This is a genomic window from Gilvibacter sediminis (assembly GCF_028561565.1).
GTDB classification, from domain to species: Bacteria; Bacteroidota; Bacteroidia; order Flavobacteriales; family Flavobacteriaceae; genus Gilvibacter; species Gilvibacter sediminis.
Map to the genome: position 1 here is coordinate 1,277,277 of NZ_JAQQTE010000001.1, position 18,576 is coordinate 1,295,852.

Annotated in this window: 18 protein-coding genes; 4 read left to right on the forward strand and 14 right to left on the reverse strand. The window is 44.4% G+C overall.

Translation table 11 applies throughout. The features are described from left to right. Positions 1-72: 72 nt before the first annotated feature. From POW22_RS05815 to POW22_RS05860, 10 genes are all read right to left on the reverse strand, one after another. Entirely contained in the window at positions 73-456 is a 384-nt protein-coding gene (locus POW22_RS05815) for a GNAT family N-acetyltransferase (RefSeq protein WP_272831685.1), read from the reverse strand. Then, on the reverse strand, positions 443-1,678 hold the full coding sequence (locus POW22_RS05820) for an RNA polymerase sigma factor (protein ID WP_272831686.1): 1,236 nt from the start codon (positions 1,676-1,678) through the stop codon (positions 443-445). Before POW22_RS05820 ends, POW22_RS05815 begins: the two co-directional genes overlap by 14 nt. Continuing rightward, entirely contained in the window at positions 1,678-2,025 is a 348-nt protein-coding gene (locus tag POW22_RS05825; protein WP_272831687.1) for a YciI family protein, read from the reverse strand. Before POW22_RS05825 ends, POW22_RS05820 begins: the two co-directional genes overlap by 1 nt. 27 nt (positions 2,026-2,052) lie before the next feature. Next, positions 2,053-2,427 (reverse strand): VOC family protein, encoded by a 375-nt coding sequence (locus tag POW22_RS05830; RefSeq protein ID WP_272831688.1) that lies wholly within the window; start codon positions 2,425-2,427, stop codon positions 2,053-2,055. A 127-nt stretch (positions 2,428-2,554) separates the two neighbouring features. Beyond that, a complete protein-coding gene (locus POW22_RS05835; protein ID WP_272831689.1) occupies positions 2,555-3,412 on the reverse strand; it encodes a hypothetical protein in 858 nt (285 codons plus the stop codon). Positions 3,413-3,451: 39 nt separating this feature from the next. Beyond that, positions 3,452-3,952: a hypothetical protein gene (locus POW22_RS05840; RefSeq protein ID WP_272831690.1), complete on the reverse strand. Its 501-nt coding sequence runs from the start codon at positions 3,950-3,952 to the stop codon at positions 3,452-3,454. After that, the gene (locus tag POW22_RS05845; protein ID WP_272831691.1) at positions 3,952-4,440 is read right to left on the reverse strand and encodes a hypothetical protein; all 489 of its coding nucleotides are present in this window, start codon (positions 4,438-4,440) and stop codon (positions 3,952-3,954) included. The genes POW22_RS05840 and POW22_RS05845 overlap by 1 nt, the downstream gene beginning before the upstream one ends. Positions 4,441-4,458: 18 nt before the next feature. After that, entirely contained in the window at positions 4,459-6,150 is a 1,692-nt protein-coding gene (gene lysS, locus POW22_RS05850) for a lysine--tRNA ligase (protein ID WP_272831692.1), read from the reverse strand. Between the two features lie 66 nt (positions 6,151-6,216). Beyond that, the gene (locus POW22_RS05855; RefSeq protein ID WP_272831693.1) at positions 6,217-7,110 is read right to left on the reverse strand and encodes a tetratricopeptide repeat protein; all 894 of its coding nucleotides are present in this window, start codon (positions 7,108-7,110) and stop codon (positions 6,217-6,219) included. Positions 7,111-7,214: 104 nt separating this feature from the next. Continuing rightward, a complete protein-coding gene (locus tag POW22_RS05860) occupies positions 7,215-8,246 on the reverse strand; it encodes a response regulator transcription factor (protein ID WP_272831694.1) in 1,032 nt (343 codons plus the stop codon). A 113-nt stretch (positions 8,247-8,359) separates the two neighbouring features. On the opposite strand from POW22_RS05860, the gene POW22_RS05865 reads away from it, so the two are divergent. Genes POW22_RS05865 through lipB form a run of 3 tightly spaced genes read left to right on the forward strand, consistent with a single transcriptional unit; the run spans position 8,360 to position 10,007 of the window. Next, positions 8,360-8,518, forward strand: a complete 159-nt coding sequence (locus POW22_RS05865) for a YqaE/Pmp3 family membrane protein (RefSeq protein WP_272831695.1) — start codon at positions 8,360-8,362, stop codon at positions 8,516-8,518. A gap of 11 nt (positions 8,519-8,529) precedes the next feature. Next, positions 8,530-9,276: a hypothetical protein gene (locus tag POW22_RS05870; protein WP_272831696.1), complete on the forward strand. Its 747-nt coding sequence runs from the start codon at positions 8,530-8,532 to the stop codon at positions 9,274-9,276. 11 nt (positions 9,277-9,287) lie between these two features. Continuing rightward, positions 9,288-10,007, forward strand: coding sequence for a lipoyl(octanoyl) transferase LipB (gene lipB / locus POW22_RS05875; protein ID WP_272831697.1), 720 nt, complete (start codon positions 9,288-9,290; stop codon positions 10,005-10,007). Here lipB and POW22_RS05880 read toward each other — a convergent pair whose 3' ends face one another. The 3 genes from POW22_RS05880 to POW22_RS05890 form a co-directional block, all read right to left on the reverse strand. Then, positions 10,008-11,543 carry an OmpA family protein gene (locus POW22_RS05880; protein WP_272831698.1) on the reverse strand — a complete coding sequence of 512 codons (1,536 nt, stop codon included), beginning with the start codon at positions 11,541-11,543 and terminating at the stop codon, positions 10,008-10,010. A 137-nt stretch (positions 11,544-11,680) separates the two neighbouring features. Continuing rightward, a complete protein-coding gene (locus tag POW22_RS05885) occupies positions 11,681-14,107 on the reverse strand; it encodes a hypothetical protein (RefSeq protein WP_272831699.1) in 2,427 nt (808 codons plus the stop codon). Between the two features lie 95 nt (positions 14,108-14,202). Then, positions 14,203-14,802 (reverse strand): ribonuclease HII, encoded by a 600-nt coding sequence (locus POW22_RS05890; RefSeq protein ID WP_272831700.1) that lies wholly within the window; start codon positions 14,800-14,802, stop codon positions 14,203-14,205. Between the two features lie 57 nt (positions 14,803-14,859). Here POW22_RS05890 and POW22_RS05895 point away from each other — a divergent pair, with 57 nt between their 5' ends. After that, complete coding sequence (locus tag POW22_RS05895) at positions 14,860-16,887, forward strand: putative porin (protein ID WP_272831701.1); 2,028 nt, start codon at positions 14,860-14,862, stop codon at positions 16,885-16,887. A 3-nt stretch (positions 16,888-16,890) separates the two neighbouring features. Here POW22_RS05895 and POW22_RS05900 read toward each other — a convergent pair whose 3' ends face one another. Then, a complete protein-coding gene (locus POW22_RS05900) occupies positions 16,891-18,576 on the reverse strand; it encodes a hypothetical protein (protein ID WP_272831702.1) in 1,686 nt (561 codons plus the stop codon).

Genomic DNA, 18,576 nt, shown 5'->3' on the forward strand with positions numbered 1-18,576 from the left:
AAGTTGGAAGAGGTTTTGATGCGAGAGCAGCTGCCTTTGGAGTCCCGGCATTGTAATGATGTCGGGGCTTTTTTATTGGTAAAAACAATACTCAAACTGTGTCATGCCAATTTTCGGATAGTATTCTCGGGCCGCCGGAGCCGCAAGCAAAATCAATTTTGCCTCGGGCGCTTGTGCTTTCGTTAGCCGGATGAGTTCCTTGCCTATGCCTTGATGCTGATAAGCCTCGTCTACAGCCAGATCAGACAGATAGGTGCAATAGGTAAAGTCGGAGATGCTTCTAGATACCCCAACCAATTTGTCTCCATCACGAGCGGTCAGAATAATGTCGGCGTGTTTTACCATTTCCTTGAGTGTTTCCAGAGCCTTAGGGCGACGTTCGGCTAGGGTAGAGGCATTTAACAATTTTTGAAATTCTTCCCCGGTCAATTGGGGTTCTAGGCTATAGGTAATCATTGCGTTTTTGTAAGAGATAGTGTTTTTCCAATGTATTATTAACGGTCTCTAGGGCTTTATCCATATACTTTAAGGCTGATTTTTTGTCGTCCATTTTAAAGTGGAAATCAGCCCAAGTGGCCCATAAGAGATATGCTCGTTGATTCAATTGGGATTCATCTATGGTGGAGAGTTGCCCTAGAACGAGCTCATATTTTTGAAGCTGAAGCAACACAATGATTATGTTGAGTCTGTTCAGTTCGCTGGGATTCAGTTTTTGAAGCTTTTTGTAGTGCTCCAAAATGGCTCGCCAGTTGGTGTCTTTAAAGGACTTGGCTTTGAGGTGTTCTGCAGCAATTGCTGCTTCTAAATGATAGATGGACTGATCCGGATAGGTCACGGCTTTATTCATGGCATCGTTGCCCACTTTGATCAGTGGGAAATGCCAAAGCGATCGATCCTGTGATTCTAAATCTATGAGCTGCCCATCTTCACTGAGCTTACTTTCTAAACGGGAGGCGTGGAAGCAAAGCAGACCAAACAGGGCATAGCTGCTGCCGGAGCGCAGCATTTCTTTTTTAAGCACCAATTGATTCAAACGCAGGGCTTCTCCACAGAGTTCTCGGTCTATGAGCGCCTCGCGTTTGGTAGAGTGGAAGCCTTCATTGAAGATCAAATAGATCACTCGCAGTACACCTTGCAGTCTTGTAGGGATCTGTGCCTTGTCCGGAAACTCAAAGCGGATCTTCTTTTCTACGACTTTTTTACGAGCGCGGGAGAGTCGTTTTTTTATGGTCTCTTCTTTAGTCAGCAAGGCAGCAGCGATCTCTTTTAGCGAGAATCCCGAGATGGTTTTTAGCGCAAAGGCCAGTTGTTCATCTGGAGCCAATTCCGGGTGGCAAGCCACAAAGATCATGCGGAGTTGACTGTCTTCTATTTCGTGATCTAAAAACAAATCGTTGAGGTGAATGCTCGCTGCTCCGTGTGCCAATTTTTCACTGCGGAGCTGATCTGCCTTGACTTTTCTGAGCAGATCAATGGTTCTGTTTTTGGCCGATTTAATAAACCAGGCCTCTGGGTTCTCTGGAATTTGTTTGCGCCATTGCTGTGTGGCTTTGACAAAGGTATCCTGTACCGCATCTTCAATTAACTCCAAATGCGACAACCCAAAAAAGTTGGTCAAGACAGCGATCATCTTTCCGTATTGGTGTCTGAAAAGATGATCGACCACTTGACTATCCATTAGTCTTCAAAGACCATGATTTCTCGAATCTCTACCGTACTGCCCAAATCGTAATCTGGGAAGTCCTGCGCTATTTCTTGAACTTCGTCCATGTCTTTGGCGCTTACAATAAAGTATCCGCCAACCAATTCTTTACTTTCTGCAAAGGGTCCATCGGTCACCACCCGATCCGGCCCTGAAATTCTACGCACCGGGTCATGCAAAGCTTCACCCCCTTTTACAATTCCGGCGGCTTCCATTTTATTGCTCCAGGTAAACCATTTACCCATGCGTTCTTGTAGCTGTTCTGGAGACAGTCCCATGTCTGCATAGGTCTCTCCAATGAAGATCATCATAAAATCTTTCATGATTGTATATTTTAATTGTTGAGTAGTTTAGTTTGGTGAGTGAAATCCAACCAGATTCCCTTCAGTATCTGTAAAGGTCGCAAAAAATCCATGCGGTCCCAAAGCCGTTTTCGGGATTGCGATCTTTCCTCCTGCAGCCTCTACTCGAGCGAGTGGTTGAGCGAGATCGTCTCCGCCATTCAAGTAAATGATGGAGCCTGTTTGAGACGGTGTGGCGTCTGGACTTTTTACAATACTTCCACCCACACCTTCTTGTTGGTCTGACGGAAAGAAAGCCATCACTTGATCAAATTCGGGCATTTCTAAGGTTTCCATTTCTGCTTGAAAAACAGCTTGATAAAAGTCTTTTGCGCGGTCAAAATCCGTAGTAGGGATCTCAAACCAGTTTAATGCATTCTTCATAATTAAGAGTTTTTTGTCCAGAAGTTCTATCTCGCACTTCCGGAGTTAGTTAATGAATATTTACACTCTTATTACGAAGCTGTTTTACAAAAGGGGGACAAGAATATTATTTTTTTTTTGGCGGAGCCTAACTGCGCGGTTTCATTTCAAAGTTGATCTTGATCTCGCCATCAATGATCAACCGCACGTAGTAGTACTGTTTGGGGTCTATCATATGATCCAAGGCATAATCAAACTTATGTTCTCCTGGGGCTACTGCATCGTCATAGAAAAGTTCGTCCAAGACAATATTATCCTCATTGAACAGCGCAATATGCACTTTAGATTCTTTGGAGAGGCGGTACTCAAATTTTCCTTCCATGGATCTTTTAATGAGTCCATTGCCTTGCGGACGGCGGATGGTCTCTCCTGCAACCGTAATGGTGTCTGAATCTATAAGGTCCATCACCAAACCGCGCGCTTCACTGGTTTGAGCAATGTCCATAGAATTGATCTCGGCTATTGGGCGGCCATTGGTCAAAGCCCAAATAGCTTGTTGCCCGGCTATACCGTAAGCTTCTTCCTTGCGGATACGTTCTGCTAAGGTTTTTAGATTGCCTGTAGCCATTTCACCTAGTTCATAGACTGCGTTGGCGTCTGGGGCAGCATTAAATTCTTGGATGCACATTCCGTAAAGCGAAATGGTCTTTTTTTCTTGAGGATTTAGGGTGATCTCTTCTCCGCGAGTAATGATGATGTCTTGCACATCTGGGTTTTCTGAATACAAGATCTGACCCGTATTGATGATGAGCGTCAACACCTCACTTTCATTATTGACGACTTCTAAATTGATGGGGTTGTAGTAATGCGGGCTGTCTTCATTCCCCCTAAAATTTGCACTTACAAAGGCTTCGTCCAAAGCAGTTTTAAAAAGCATGGATCGTTGGCAAACAGCAGTAAAAGGCAGCACAAATAATAGCAAGAATGCAATGGAAGTGTTTTTCATAATGATAGTCTAGTGTTGCTTAAAAAACGCTAGATCTATCTAAAAATTATGAGGCAGGTATCCTTGAGCGGTAAAAATACTTTGGGCTATCTCTAAATCTTCCTTACCGCCAAGGCTTTCTGGGCGTAGCATGATATAGTGTCTGCGCAGACGGCCTTTTTCATTCCGGTAATAAACAACCAAGTGTCTGTAGGCCTTCTGCATAAAAGCTGGGCTGGTCTTGATCTTGACAAAATCTTTCCGCATTATGGTTTGCTGATGCACAATATCATAATGCGCGTATACCCAAGCCACACAATACAGAACGGCACAAACCACAAAGACTATATGAACCACTTCTGAGTTTTGAAAGCTGGCCATTTGGGTGGCTAAAAAATATAGAAATAAGCCGGGTAGGGCACTCGCCATCCATAAAGGAGACACCACACTGTAGGTGTCATCTATATCAAAAAGTTCTTCCGGATTACTGCTTTGATTGAACACCAAACGATCTTCCAAAACGTGGCACAAGCCTTTTTGTGTGGCAAAATAGGTTTGCATCAGCTTTGAAAAATTCCGCGAGTAGTGAATGAGGATTTAGCGGTCTCAATAGTTTCTTTACTACCCTCGGTGAAGGGTTTCATTTTTATGACCCGACGCCTTTTTTTACCGTCGCCATCTTTAAAGTGAAACACAAAATAACCTTGAGGTTCTCCCAGTTTGATCGTTTTGTATTTTACATACAACAGATTTTCCATGGGGATCATCTGCGTTTGAGATGCTCCTTGATCATAGATCCAAATAAAGGCAAACATAGCCAGCATGATCAATACCAAGGGCGATAAGTTGTCAAAGGGATCGCCTAAAACAATGGAGAGTATCAATGCAAAAAAGAACACGGCCGGGATCAGTTTTGGGGTAATCATATCAGAAGGTTTTACTGACGGCAGGCCGTAGCGTTCCTCTGGATTCGTACTTTGATTAAATACGATCTTATCCGTCATGACATGACAAAGTCCGCTTGAAAATTCAAAAACCGAATGCTCCATACGGGAAGATACGAAAATCTATCCCACGTAGTTCACTAAAAGCGCGTCCGCAGTTTTCTCCACCTTGGCCAAACCATTCTTGGTGAGTTCCTTAATGGCTTTGTCCCATTTTTTATTAGAAAGTCCTGCCTGCTGCTTCAAGTCTCCTAAAGGCATGGTTTCTTCTTTGCGAAGCAGCTCTAAAACTCCTTTGGCTTCATCGGTCAAAGCCACCTGCTTTTTCTCCGGCTTCATTTGCGGGAAGAACAAGACTTCCTGAATGGATTGGTTGTTGGTCAAGAACATGATGAGTCGGTCCATACCAATTCCCATACCAGAGGTTGGAGGCATACCGTATTCTAAAGAGCGCAAAAAGTCAAAGTCAATAAATTCTGTAGCTTCATCATCTCCTTTTTGAGCCAATTTTAACTGATGCTCAAAACGCTCGCGTTGATCGATAGGATCGTTTAGTTCTGAATAGGCGTTGGCAATTTCTTTACCACAGACCATTAGCTCAAAGCGCTCGGTGAGCTCTGGATTCTCACGGTGTGATTTACAGAGCGGGCTCATCTCTTTTGGATAGTCAGTGATGAAGGTCGGTTGGATATAGTTGCCCTCACACTTCTCTCCAAAGATCTCGTCAATGAGTTTTCCTTTACCCATCGTTTCATCGGTTTCAACGCCAAGTTCTTTACAAGCCTCGCGAATCTCATCTTCTGACTTTCCGTAAATATCAAAACCGGTAAACTCCAAAATAGAGTCGCGCATACTGATGCGCTTGTAAGGAGCTTTAAAATCTACCTCATAATCTCCAAAGGTCGCCTTGGTGGTTCCGTTCACGGCCATTGCACAGTGCTCCAACAGCTTTTCACAGAAGTCCATCATCCAGTTGTAGTCTTTATAGGCCACGTAGATCTCCATGGCTGTAAACTCCGGATTGTGCGTACGGTCCATCCCCTCATTGCGGAAGTTCTTAGAGAATTCATAGACTCCGTCAAATCCACCAACAATAAGTCGCTTTAAATACAGCTCATTGGCAATTCGCATATAAAGCGGAATGTCCAAACTGTTGTGGTGGGTAATGAACGGACGTGCCGCAGCACCTCCTGGAATCGGTTGTAAGATCGGAGTCTCTACTTCAAAATAACCAGCCTCGTTAAAGAATTCACGCATGGCATTGAAGAGCTTGGTGCGCTTCACGAAAGTCTCTTTAACCTGAGGGTTTACAACCAGATCTGCGTAGCGCTGACGGTAGCGTTGCTCGGGGTCGTCAAACTTATCGTAAATGACACCGTCCTTTTCTTTAGGAAGTGGGAGTGGTTTTAGCGCTTTGCTCAAAAGCACAAACTCTTTAACCATCACCGTCTTTTCACCTACCTGAGTAGTGAAGAGCTCGCCGTGGATTCCAATAAAATCCCCAATATCAAGCAGCTTTTTATACAGTTCGTTATAAGCAGTTTTGTCTTCTCCCGGGCAGATCTCGTCACGGTTAAAGTATACTTGGATACGTCCGTCAGCATCTTGAAGTTCTGCAAAGGAGGCCTTCCCTTGAATTCTTCTAGACATCAATCGGCCTGCAACAACAACCTGTTTACCTTCTGAAAACTCCTGTTTAATGGTTGCAGAAGTATGGTCAACGGGAAACTCCGCTGCCGGATAAGGGTCTATCCCCAGGGCTTTGATCTGCGCCAATTTCTCGCGGCGCACCAGTTCTTGTTCAGACAATTGCATGCTAAAGAATTTAAGAGGCAAAATTACAGTTTTTGCCTCTATTATTAAATTCTTCCTTGCAGCAATTTATTTCCCTTCTTTAGCCGACTTTACACGCTCAAGTGCCTCAGAGTAATCGGCCATCTCTGGTTTGAGGCTGATGGCTTTATTATAGGCGTCTACAGCCTCATCGTAAGCCCCGAGTGCTTCCAGTTTTTTACCCAATCGATAGTGTACTTGCGCTTCATTGTCAAACAACAGACTATTCAATTTGAGCACACTTACTGACTGTTGTTCTTTGCTTTGAGTGCTGAGCACATAGGCCAAAGTATTGAGTTCATAGAAGGAGGAGGTCTTGTCACTGAATTCTGTCGCGAGTTTTTTGAGTTTTCTATCCGATAGGCCTCGATCTTTATCATTTGAAAGTTGACTGCCCAAAGCATTGGCTATAGGATACTGCGGCTGATAATTTCCTTGGATAATGGCGAGCAGATCTGCTTCTAGACTCACAATGGGGTCTTCCACAATTCTATTGATCTCTTGTCCGTTTTTTGAAATGATGATGGTAGGTACGCGGTGAATATTACGACCCAGCGTCTCGCCATTGGGTCCTTGCTTGTAAAATTCACCGTCACTACGAACTGCGATCAAGTTTACATTGGCCTTGGGCATATCCAGATCCCCAAAAAGTTTGATCAATCTTGGAACTTCCCGCTTGCTGTCCCCACACCAAGTTCCCATAAAGACCTCTATTTGATAGTTACCAATAGTTTCTTTTAAGTTTTTTACTACCTGCGTATCTGGCGTGTAGTTGTCGTAGCCTTTTTGATACCAGTCTACAAATTGGGGTCGGGTGAGGTCTGCAAATTCAAAAGGTCCCCAAAGGACTTCTCGGCCTTTGCCGTCTGTAATTAAGTTGTTAGTGCTTTGGGCAAAACCCGTGCTTGCTACAAGGAGCAAAAGGAGGATAAGTCTTTTCATGCTGAATACATTTTTGTTCAGCAACGAAAGTGCTTAATTCTTTAAGTCGATGGGTAAAATTGCCGTTGGAAACGGGTACTAGACCCCCGTTTGAAATTTATTAACTATTTGATCTTAAGTGATTTGATTTCATCCCTTGAAGTCACGCCCAGTTTGCGGTAAATGTTGTTTACATGAGATTTTACCGTACTGTGACTGATAAAAAGTTCACCGGCGATCTCTTTATTGGTCTTATTTTCTTGGATCAGTTGGAAGACCTTTTCTTCCTGCGGCGTGAGCGTGATCTTTATTGAAGAATTTCTGATCTTGAGGTAATAAAATCCGCAGCCAATTAAGAACAATACCAAGCCTGCAATCAAATATTCGGTGGAACGGTCTGGGGAAGATTCTTGGGCGATCAGACTACTTTCCACTTCATGCTCCCTAATGTATTGCTTTGCAATTTTGGAGTCGCCGTAGGCAGCTTCCAATCGACTAGCTAGATCCGCATAGAAGGGAGTTTGCTGCAATCGTTTTACATAATGATCGTAAAAAATGGTACTTCTGTCGGTTAATCTTGCATAAATATAAAGGCCGACGAGCGGATCTTGATCCTTTCCGAATTCATGCAATCTAGCCGTCCAATCATCGAGTAAATTGTCAAGGGCTGTCTGAGAGCGCAATCCAACGGATTCGTACTTCATCGCCTCCATAATAGAATCGACCTTAAGTAAAGCCAAAGTAGCTTCATTGGTGCTGATGGCCTCACAGAAGATCTCGTTATCAAAGCGCTGCGGCAGCGTAATACTGTCCTTATTGTTTGCAATGATGATCATGGCCTTACTGTGCTCACAGTTCCCGGTAAAGTGATTCAAGTCCTGCTCATAAGAAGCGCAACGATCCACGTGAATGCGGTAGAGCTTATTTTTATCAGACAGCTTATTACCTTTAAAACGAAAGATCCCCAAACTGTCCAAAGAAACCCATTGAATCAGTTGTTCGTTGAACACACCATTGAGTTTACGGTAGTCTTCAATCTCCGACAAATACGCTTGTCCGTTCCAATCTCCCGGGTCCACCTGACCCTCAAAGACATATTGTCCAAAGCTGGTGGCCGGAAGCAAGAGTAGGCTCAGAAGTAGGTAGTAAAACTTCACACTCAAAAGTAGGGAAAACTCGCGGTACAAAAAATCCAAAGTCCAAGGCGTAACACATCGGTTAAACTGCCGTCCTATCTGTATTAATTAATGTATCTTTATCCTTAGAATTTATGAGCATATGGCGCGTATTACTCAGCATTGTCTTCCCACCTTTAGCGGTGATTGATAAGGGCTGCGGTTCCATTGTAATTGTCTTAATATTAACTATTTGCGGTTGGGTGCCCGGAGTGGTAGCCGCCCTAATCATATTAAATAACCCAGAGAGATAATCATCAACACTATGAAAGTATTCAGCAAATTACTTATGCTACTGATCGGTTTGGTCATGATCAGTTGTAACTTCACCGAACAAATGACCATGAATGAAGACGGCAGCGGTCGGCTTTCTGTAAACTTTGACGCTTCTGAACTCATGGGCATGGCCGGAGAGATGGGTGGCGGAGATGAAGACGGAGAGAAGGAAAAAGTAGATTCCATCATTGACTTCAAAGAGTTCATTAGAGAGAATAAAGACAGCATCATGTCTTTGCCCGCTAAGGAGCGTGCCGAGATCATGGCCATGGAGAATTTTAAAATGCGCATGCTGATCGATGAAGAAGAAGGGGTGATGAAATTCAACATCTTCTCAGACTTTAAAAACGTATCAGAAGCCAACAACATCAACGACGGTTTCAACAGCTTGAACGGGCTCATGAATGCCGGCGGAGACGCAGGGCAGCAACAGCCTAAGAATGATGAGAGTGTGAAGGTCAGCTATACCTTTGAAAATAATGTCTTTAAAAGAGACGCCTATATTGTCGACGCGGAGAAGTATCAAACGCAGATTGACAGTATAAAGAGCATGGAAATGTTCTTCAGTTCGTCTTCTTACAAACTGGAATACACCTTCCCGAGAAAGATCAAATCTACCAACAGAGAAACGGCTACCTTCAGCAATGATGGGAAGACCCTTTATTACTCTGTAGGCTTTATGGATTATATGAAAGATCCAGACCTCATGGATATTGAGGTAGTTTTGGAAGACTAAATTTCCTATTGATGGCTGACAACAAGCAAATTCAATTTCAAGACCTCGGACTGCGAGATTACAAAGAGACCTGGGATTATCAGGAAGAGCTCTTTCAGCAGATCTTAGACATTAAGATCCACAACCGCCGTCAGCAGGATGACCAACCAACACCCAACCATTTGTTGTTTGTTGAGCATCCGCATGTTTACACCTTAGGCAAGAGCGGAGATTTTGACAACTTGCTTATTCCAGAGGCACAATTAGAAGCCATCGATGCAAAATTTTATAAGATCAATAGAGGTGGAGATATTACCTACCACGGGCCTGGCCAGGTGGTAGGTTATCCCATACTCGATCTGGAAAACTTCTTTACAGACATTCACAAATACCTGCGCCTGCTGGAAGAGATGATCATTCGCGTTATGGCAGACTACGGCCTAAAAGGCGAGCGCTCCAATGGCGAGACCGGTGTTTGGCTGGATGTAGGTACTCCCTTTGCCAGAAAGATCTGTGCTATGGGTGTTCGTGCCAGCCGCTGGGTGACCATGCACGGATTTGCTTTTAATGTGAATGCAGATTTAGGCTATTTTGATCATATGATCCCTTGCGGTATAAAAGACAAAGCGGTAACCTCGCTCAATGTTGAACTCGGCACCGCTGAGGTGTCCATGGAAGAAGTTAAGTCTAAACTAAAAAAGCACTTCTCCGAACTTTTTGAGGCTGAACTCGCAACTGCAGCCCTCTCTTAATTACTCTTTGATAAAGACCACGCGTCTGTTTTTGGCTTTGCCTTCTGGGGTGGAATTATCAGCAATAGGGTCTTGTTCTCCTTTACCATCTGTACTTAAGCGATTTCCGTCAATTCCGTAGATGTCAATTAAGGCTTGCTTAACGGCAGCTGCGCGTTGTTTGGAAAGGCTGAGGTTAGTATCGTCGTTGCCGTCGCTATCAGTATGGCCCACGATCTTGAGTTTCATATTCTTGTCCTGCAGCAATACCTGAGAGATCTGTTTAATGATCCCATAGGATTGCGATTTGATGGTTGCTGAGCCAGAGTCAAACAAGATCCCAGAAGTAGATACTTGGCCGTCATTCATCAAGGTACGTCTGAGGTCCAATCCGCCTTTGGCTACCTTGAAATTGGTGATAAAGAAGCGTTCCTTACCGTCTTTAAAACTACTGGTGTTGAGCTTTATACCATTCATGATGGAAACTTCGGGTAAGGCTCTTGGTACATCAATGAGTTTCTTTTGATTGACCCAAAGTCGGATGCGTCTTTTGTTGACTGCAATGGCGTAGTGGTGGATTTCTAATTGTTCTTTTCGAAGCTCCACATTGAGCGAGTTGTTGATCACATCTTTTCCGTCAATACGACTCACAATGATCGCGGAATTCCCTACGTATTGTGGATAGTTCAGGGATACCTCCACGCGGTTGTTAGTTCGTTTTAAACTGTTTTCCTCTTCCACGCTCACTCTAAATCTGGCCGAACTAGAGGTTTTGCGGTCAATACCTGCGGTGCGTACATCAAATTCAATGGTGTACTCTTCTGGCAGTTCGGTAACGTCTGGAACGTAGAATGTGTAGAAGCCAGAAGAAAGTTCCAACCATTTGGTAGGGTCATCTCCAAAAGTGACTACTTCACCACTGCCGTTGGTATTCCAACGGGAAGGGAAGTCACCGATAAAATCCGCTGAAAAGTCATCTTCAAAAATGATCTGATCCCCTGGGACAAAATCGAACTTACTGTTTATGGTAGGAGGTGAGGCGTTAGTCGAGGCGTCATTATCAGCACTTCCTGAGTCGCTTTGAGTGCCACTGGTATTTTCGTCGGAAGAGGTTGTGGTCTCTTCTTGGTCGTCGCTGTCTTCAGACTCTCCAGATTTACGACCTGCCAAAAGCTTGGGAATCGTTTCCGCGCAATAGCGCAAGGCCTTCTTGGCCTTATTGATCTGTAAGACCCCTTTGGATTGTTTGATCACACCGGCTCCGTCAAGATCAGCAATAACGTTTGGGGCGCTTAGTAACAGTCCGTCTACATCATCAATCGCTGCTTCTAAGACATTAATGTCATCATCCGACAGGGAAGTTCCACTTTCTAAATATCCGTCGTAACGGTAAACCTTATCATAAAGGTCAAAGGATTCACGTACAAACCGATCTGCACTGCTTACACCAATACTGCCGCGTGGTCTTTTGATACGTTTGGTTTGTGCTTGCAGTTGTGGTCCAATCAATAAAAAAACAAGACTGACACACAGTAATTGAAGGTGTTTATGTTTCATTCTGATGCGGTTTAATTAGTTGGTTTAAAGTTACTTAATGCCAGCATGCGTCATACGCCCAATCAAAGATTCAGGGTTTTTCTTGAAGCTGATCAACTTTTAGTACCGCTCAATGGGTAGAAGTAAACAAATGGAGTTTAAAACTCGTAGATGGTCAAAGTGTTCTTATCACTTTGGGTAAGCAGATTGGGTCTGCGGTTTCTATTGGCATCACCGATCACTGCGGAGGTAGTCCCGAATACCGGGAAGTTAGGCAGTAGATCCCCGTTAGTGTCAAATACATAAACGCTTTTCTCCTGCAGGTCTGTAAGACTTATATAGCGTTTTCTACCTACTTGAAAGATGCCAGGAGCGCTATAAACACCAAAAGGAAGTTCGTAGAGTCGACCATTGATGCGCAGTAGATTCTCATCCAAAGAGACTTTGGTCTTGCCGCTGATCACCAAGGAAAAACCCTGTTCAACTCCGAGTTCTTTGCGACTGATTCCGCCGCGGGTATCAATACTGACCTTGGTTTCATCTCCAGAGATGAACACAAAGTTGCCGCCTTCCTCAAAAATGGGAGAGCTGCCAAAGGCAAAGGTGCTATTGACCTTCACACGATCTTTCCCCACACGACTTTTGATCAAAAGTCTGCCGTCTGTCAAGGGGAAGGTTAAGTAATCTTTGTTGCCAATACGCAAGTGCTGTGGAGGCATGGCTAAAGCAGTTGGTGCTTCCGTAAAGGTGAATCCCTTAACGATCTTGGCCTTGGCATCATACATGAGTATGTCTTTGTCTTGCACAATGACAAAACGGTACTTTCTGTTGTTGTCGTAGTCAAAAATGGCCAAGGGCTGGGTAACCTCGTCCTTGAACTTGATAGGGAAGGGGCCAACATCATCACCATTGCGGTCAATAATGTAGAGTCGGCTGGATGTAGCAAAAGCCAATTGCTTTTTGCCGTTTCTGAGCAGGTCAACCTCTTGGATCCTCCCTAAGATTGGTTCACCGAGCTTGCGTGTCCAAAGGGATTTTCCGTTGTAAGCAAGCAGGTGGAGCGTGTTCTCTACGTCTTGATAGACAATATCTTTTCCTTTGGTTCTGTGGTTAGTGAACCACTGCGGATCGGCTAAGGGAGAAGATTCCAGCGTAATGCTTCTCAATTCCTGAATGCCTGTGGTGGTTTGTTTGGCTTGAGGCAATACGGTTTGTCCTTGTAAATAGAGTACACCGTCCAAAGCAGTGTATTGCAATCCCATGAGTTGATGTTCTTGCTGAGGACTCAATTGCGATTGCTGTGCAAAAAAGCCAGTTGCCGAATCACTCAGGTAAGGGCGCAGCCTTTCTGGTTGGCCGTAAATTCTAAGATGCGCAACGTCACTCAAACCAGCACTAATAGCTGCGTAATCGGAGCGATTGGCCAAAGTCGCTTTATTTCTATAGCTGCTGATGATGGCTTCTGAAGCCAAGGGCTCTTCAGAAAAAACAAAGTAATCCTCCAGCCTAAAAAATCCAGTAGCTTCCACCTGACTCAACCACGGATACAGGCTAGAATCAAACCTAAGGGTGTCACTAAGCGCGTATCTTTTAATGGCTCTAAACTGATCCTTTTCACTTGCGTAGGTATTGAGGATCTCTTGAAAGCTGAGGCTGTCAATAGCCTTAAATGCAAGGGCCTTTCCGCCAGGGCCTTCCAAGTAGCCATAGCTGCTGCTGTTGTCTAAGAGTTGTGTCGCAAGGCTGCCATCCACATTATTAGACAAAGTGTCTACAGGAGTTTTGTAACTGCGCTCCACAACAAAGCTTGAGGTCGCTGGAGCAATATTGGCCAAAGCTAATTGCGACGGCAGTCCAAGGTCTTTTCGGTTCCAAATAGCAGTAGAATCTTTAGTTTGACCTACTCCATAAAACCCAAAACCATCGGGTTGCAATTCTAAGGAAACCCCTTGCCAACCTCTTCCAAAAGAACCTTCATTGGCCAAGCCTCTTTTAAAGAACACTGCAGCCTTGTCTGTGTTTAAAGAAGCCGCTAGTTTTTCTAATTGCTGGCTGCCTAACCCAGGCCCGTCCAAGCATTTTTGTAGCAAAGCAGCAGAGGTCGTGGCGATCAAAACGTCTGCTTCTAATTGTAAGAACAGCGGGCCATTATCTGTTTGAAGCTCCAGTTTTTTATCCTCTCGTGCTCTTAGTGCCGTGAGCCAGCCATCAACTGCAGTTGAGTCGTTTTCTTGGATCGATTTTACTTGGGTAATGAGCCCGATATTAAGCAAACTGTCCGCACTTGGAGTAAAAGACAACCAAGATTCGCCTTGCGGGTTCAAAGTGTCAAAGCGCTGCCAAAGCGCGGCTATACCGGGTAAGCTATCAGAACGCTCGTATCCTCTTAGGAAACTGTTGTTTTCTAGTTCACTAATAATGTCTTTGGGGTCGTGACTGCGCACGATCAGGCTAGCATCCGCAGGCACGTAAAAACTGAGTTTGCCGTCAAACCTGCGCTCTGATTCACAGGCTGAGATCAGCAATACAACCAACAACAAAAGAATTACAGAACCTATTGTTGGTTTTGTTTTGTGAAATCGCATGTTGTTGAATGGCCCCCTCATCTTGAACAAAAATACTAGGAATTGCAACGTTTTTAAAGCAGACTTTAGTCTGTTTATCGAAAGGTTTTTAACAGCTAAAGATCCAATTTGAGTTGTTCGGGTAAAAGTTTGAAACTCATGCGGTGATATGGAGTGCTGCCAAATTCTCTAATTGCTGCCCGATGTGCCTGAGTAGGGTAGCCTTTATTGGCATCCCAAGCGTATTGTGGATGTTTTTCATGCAGTTCCAGCATAACGTCATCCCGATAGGTCTTGGCCAACACAGAGGCCGCCGCAATGTGTAAATAGCGACCATCTCCCTTAATAACACATTCATGGGGAATCTCTTCAACAGCCTTGAATCGGTTGCCATCTACGGCTATAAATTCAGGTTTGGGATCCAATTGAGCTATGGCGCGCTGCATGGCCGTAATGGAGGCATTCAGGATATTGATCTTGTCGATCTCCTCCATCCACACATGACAAACTGCGTAGCTTAAGGCCTTTTCTTCTATAACAGGGCGTAAGGCTTCCCGCTGTTTGTGGGTTAATTTTTTAGAATCGTTCAGTGCGGGGAGTCTAAAATCATCCGGTAAGATCACTGCTGCAGCCGTTACGGGACCAGCAAGACAACCGCGTCCGGCTTCATCAGTACCGCATTCCAAGAGGGTTTTATGAATTTTTAACTTCAGCACGTTCAAATTTAAGATAAGAATACGTTGAAAAGTATAACTTTGCGTGCAACTACTGGAATGAAGCGCAGATTTTTTTTACTACCCTCAAAAAGCCACAGGTCTTTTTTTCTTGCTCTTGGCGTATTGATGCTCCTTGGAGGTTTGTCTCCGGTGATGGCGCAACGTACGGGCGTGCCCTTCAATCAGCAGCAAGGCAATAATGATGGGCGTAACAACAATCGCGGCGGTGATTTTGACAACAACATTACTAACCCAACGGACAAACCGCCGATTGAGCTGTACAAGATCATTTCTGTAAAGCGTGACACCACCAATTTAGACACCACCTTGACCATGGCCAAGGATTATAAGTTCAATTATCTGCGTAAAGATGACTTTGAACTCTTGCCTTTTGCCAATGTGGGGCAGACCTATAACAGTCTGGGTTATGATTTAACTAAAGTCAGTCTCGCTCCCGAGTTTGGAGCCCGAGCGCGTCATTTCAACTATATGGAAATTGAGGACACCTATTACTACAGTGTTCCCACGCCGCTCACCGAATTGTATTTTAAAACGGTATTCCAACAAGGACAGCAGTTGGATGCCTTCTTTACCATCAATACCCAACCAAACCTCAATTTCTCTATTGCATACAAAGGTTTGCGTTCTTTAGGGAATTATCAAAGCACCTTAACTTCTACAGGGAACTTTAGATTTACGACCAACTATTTCTCTCCCGATAAACGTTATAGAGCCCGAGCGCATATGGTCACTCAAGACCTGCTCAACAATGAGAACGGAGGGATCCGAGACGATTTCATTCCCATCTTTACCGCTGGAGATCCTGAATTTGATGACCGCGGACGGGTAGAGGTAAATTTTGAAGATGCAGAGAATATCTTGGTAGGTAAGCGTTTTCATTTGGATCACGATTATGCATTGATCCAACCAGATTCCACCCAAACCAATACCCTGCGTGTGGGGAATATTGTGAGTTTTGAGGATAAGTACTTTGAGTATTTTCAAGAGTCTCCTTTTGATGGTTTTGGTCCGGCCTATGAGACCACCAACTTGCAAGACCGCTCTACTTTAGAGGAGTTTTACGCTGAGGGGAATTTAGAATACAAGAATCCTATCATTGGAAATATGCGTTTTTATGCCGGATATACCAATTTCAATTACGGTTATGAGCGCGTCATTATTTTAGATAATCAAACCATAACCAACCGTTTGAAAGGTGATTTCATTAGCGTTGGAGGAAGTTATGCTAAGCGTTATAAGGGGTTTGACTTAGAAGGCCGTATCGGTGTTAATGTAAGCGGAGACTTTGAAGGGAATTATCTGGAAGGTAGTGCAGGTTATGCGATTAATGACAACAACAAAGTGCGCATTAGGGCCGCGATCACCTCGCGTGCGCCTAATTATAATTTCCTACTGCACCAAAGCGATTATATCAACTATAACTGGCAGAACGATTTTGAGAACGTAAAGCAACAACAGTTTCAATTCCTCTTAACTTCTGATAAACTTTTTGATGCCGAGGTGACCTATACCGGGATTGAAGACTACGCCTATTTTGATGGAGTAACTGAGACTTCTACAGACGGAACCACAAGTTTTACGACCCCGAGACCGTTTCAGTTTAGTGGTCGTGTGGATTACTTAAAGGTCAAAGTCTCTCGTGAACTGCGTTGGCGTAAATTCGGTTTGAACAACACCATCATGTATCAAACCCTTTTGGACGGAGAAAGTGTATTTAAAGTGCCAGAATTGGTGACCAGAAACTCGCTATTCTATGAAGATGAATGGTTCAAAAAAGCGCTCTTTGTACAAACGGGCGTAACCTTTAAGTACTTTACCGCTTATGAGATGAACCGATACGATCCCGTTCTGGGCGAGTTCTATTTACAGAATGAGCAGGAGTTTGGCGGCTTCCCGTTGATAGATCTATTTTTCAATGTAAAAGTGCGTCAAACACGGGTATACTTTAAGTACGAGCACTTCAACTCACTCTTCAGCTCTAACCCGGATTACTTCTCAGATCCGCAGAACCCGTACCGCGATGCGGTGATCCGTTTTGGGTTGGTGTGGAATTTCTTGTTGTAAGATTTATTGAATCGTATCCCCTGGAGTTACTACACGCTCGCTGTCAATGACCAAACTGTCCACAGCCAGTGGAATGATGCTGTCTACCACCTTCTCCTGCTGAAAGTCCAGATCTTGGTCCGGATACAATTGTTGGTCCGTCAAATTTTCATCTGCCTTCCAGGTTTCTCCCAACTGATCTAAAATAGCATCGCCCCAGCTGAGTGGCTTTTTAGCATCAATCCAAACTACATCGCGGTAGTCTGTGTCAATGAGTGCCAAATCTGGCGTAGCGGCTCCGTCAAACCTTTTGGAATCCTCACGGGCAGAGGTCACCGTGGTGATCACAAACATGCGTTTGCGTCCACCAATGTATTTAATGAACGGTCTAAACTCTACCGGTCTATTCACAGACCAATCGTATTCCTTCCGCGACTCGATCACTTTTAAGGGCATTGCTGAAACCCCAGCCAAGCCTTCATTCTTAGAAGCGTGATTGTAGTAGAATAACTGATCGGTTCCGTCCGCAGGGATCATCACGCTAAAAGAAAGGGTAGTGCGCTCATCACCTATCGGCTCTAAACCAAACCAATGATACAATCCGTCATAGGCGCCCACGTTCATGCCTTCCCAATTGAAATCGGTGACAAAGGGTTGTTGGTTTTGGTCGGCTTCCAGATCAGGGATCTTAACGGCCGTCTTTTTGTTCCAAGGGAGTGGATCTGTAAACCCACCTAAAAACTGCAAGGACTGTGCTTGCATGCGTGAGACTTGCTCTGCCAAGATATTCTGTCTTTGCAGATACGGATAGTTCTTGGTTTCCTCAGGCGAATAATAGGTTCCTTTTCCTATCAGGATGCGCTCCACATAATCTCCAAAATCGTGCTCTCCCGGTTCAATGACCATTACCCCACCATAGGTTGGATACGGAAAGAAGAAGCCTTTCCATTTGATGAGACTCACCACCTGAACCCACTTGCCGTCGTCGTTCTTCATATAGAACACATCGCTCGGCTCATAAGTGAAAAGCTTAAAGAATCCGAAGCGCTGCACCACGGCATTATAGGTGTTTCTACTCCAAGCCAGCGATTCCCCAATGGAGAAGGTGATCTTCACTCTATTGTCCTCAGAAAAACGAGGAAAAGGTGTGGTGGAATCCACATTGAAAAGTTCTTCAGTATTGTCATTGATGCGCTGCCAAATGTATTCCTCCGCAGGCTGTACGGCCATGGTCCATTGATTGGTGCCATCAACTCTTACCAAATGCGGTAAGGATACCTCTTGAGTCTCTCCAATAGACTCATAGGCCATGGTCACAATATTGTTGAACGGCTGAATGCGTTCGTTCTGCGTAAGCGGTAATTCATGAATTTCGACCTTGTTCAGATCAGAAAACACATTGTAAGACTGCATGAATTGATAGAGGTTTAAGCTCCAACCTACATACCACAACAGTCCAAACCAACCCGCTATTCCTGCTATATAACCTATACGCGCTCCTGTTGACGGAGACCTTCTAAATCTCGAAAAAAGAAATACGGTGATGATCCCGCTCAGCAGAATCAAGAATATATACTTGCGCAAAAACAGCAGTGCAGGCTGATAATCATCCCGCAGAATGAATAACAGGATCAAAGCCAGCAAACCCAGCAAAATCAAATTGCGCTTTTGCTTCTTGCCGCGTTGCCAATATCTTTTGAGTCTACTCAT

Excerpts from the sequence above, each read along its gene's own strand:
- POW22_RS05880 (WP_272831698.1), bottom strand. The coding sequence starts at position 11,543 with ATGAAACATAAACACCTTCAATTACTGTGTGTCAGTCTTGTTTTTTTA.
- POW22_RS05820 (WP_272831686.1), bottom strand. The coding sequence starts at position 1,678 with ATGGATAGTCAAGTGGTCGATCATCTTTTCAGACACCAATACGGAAAG.
- lysS (WP_272831692.1), bottom strand. The coding sequence starts at position 6,150 with ATGCAATTGTCTGAACAAGAACTGGTGCGCCGCGAGAAATTGGCGCAG.
- POW22_RS05835 (WP_272831689.1), bottom strand. The coding sequence starts at position 3,412 with ATGAAAAACACTTCCATTGCATTCTTGCTATTATTTGTGCTGCCTTTT.
- POW22_RS05815 (WP_272831685.1), bottom strand. The coding sequence starts at position 456 with ATGATTACCTATAGCCTAGAACCCCAATTGACCGGGGAAGAATTTCAA.
- POW22_RS05855 (WP_272831693.1), bottom strand. The coding sequence starts at position 7,110 with ATGAAAAGACTTATCCTCCTTTTGCTCCTTGTAGCAAGCACGGGTTTT.
- POW22_RS05830 (WP_272831688.1), bottom strand. The coding sequence starts at position 2,427 with ATGAAGAATGCATTAAACTGGTTTGAGATCCCTACTACGGATTTTGAC.
- lipB (WP_272831697.1), top strand. The coding sequence starts at position 9,288 with ATGGCTGACAACAAGCAAATTCAATTTCAAGACCTCGGACTGCGAGAT.
- POW22_RS05900 (WP_272831702.1), bottom strand. The coding sequence starts at position 18,576 with ATGAGTAGACTCAAAAGATATTGGCAACGCGGCAAGAAGCAAAAGCGC.
- POW22_RS05825 (WP_272831687.1), bottom strand. The coding sequence starts at position 2,025 with ATGAAAGATTTTATGATGATCTTCATTGGAGAGACCTATGCAGACATG.
- POW22_RS05895 (WP_272831701.1), top strand. The coding sequence starts at position 14,860 with ATGAAGCGCAGATTTTTTTTACTACCCTCAAAAAGCCACAGGTCTTTT.
- POW22_RS05840 (WP_272831690.1), bottom strand. The coding sequence starts at position 3,952 with ATGCAAACCTATTTTGCCACACAAAAAGGCTTGTGCCACGTTTTGGAA.
- POW22_RS05865 (WP_272831695.1), top strand. The coding sequence starts at position 8,360 with ATGAGCATATGGCGCGTATTACTCAGCATTGTCTTCCCACCTTTAGCG.
- POW22_RS05870 (WP_272831696.1), top strand. The coding sequence starts at position 8,530 with ATGAAAGTATTCAGCAAATTACTTATGCTACTGATCGGTTTGGTCATG.
- POW22_RS05845 (WP_272831691.1), bottom strand. The coding sequence starts at position 4,440 with ATGGAGCATTCGGTTTTTGAATTTTCAAGCGGACTTTGTCATGTCATG.
- POW22_RS05885 (WP_272831699.1), bottom strand. The coding sequence starts at position 14,107 with ATGCGATTTCACAAAACAAAACCAACAATAGGTTCTGTAATTCTTTTG.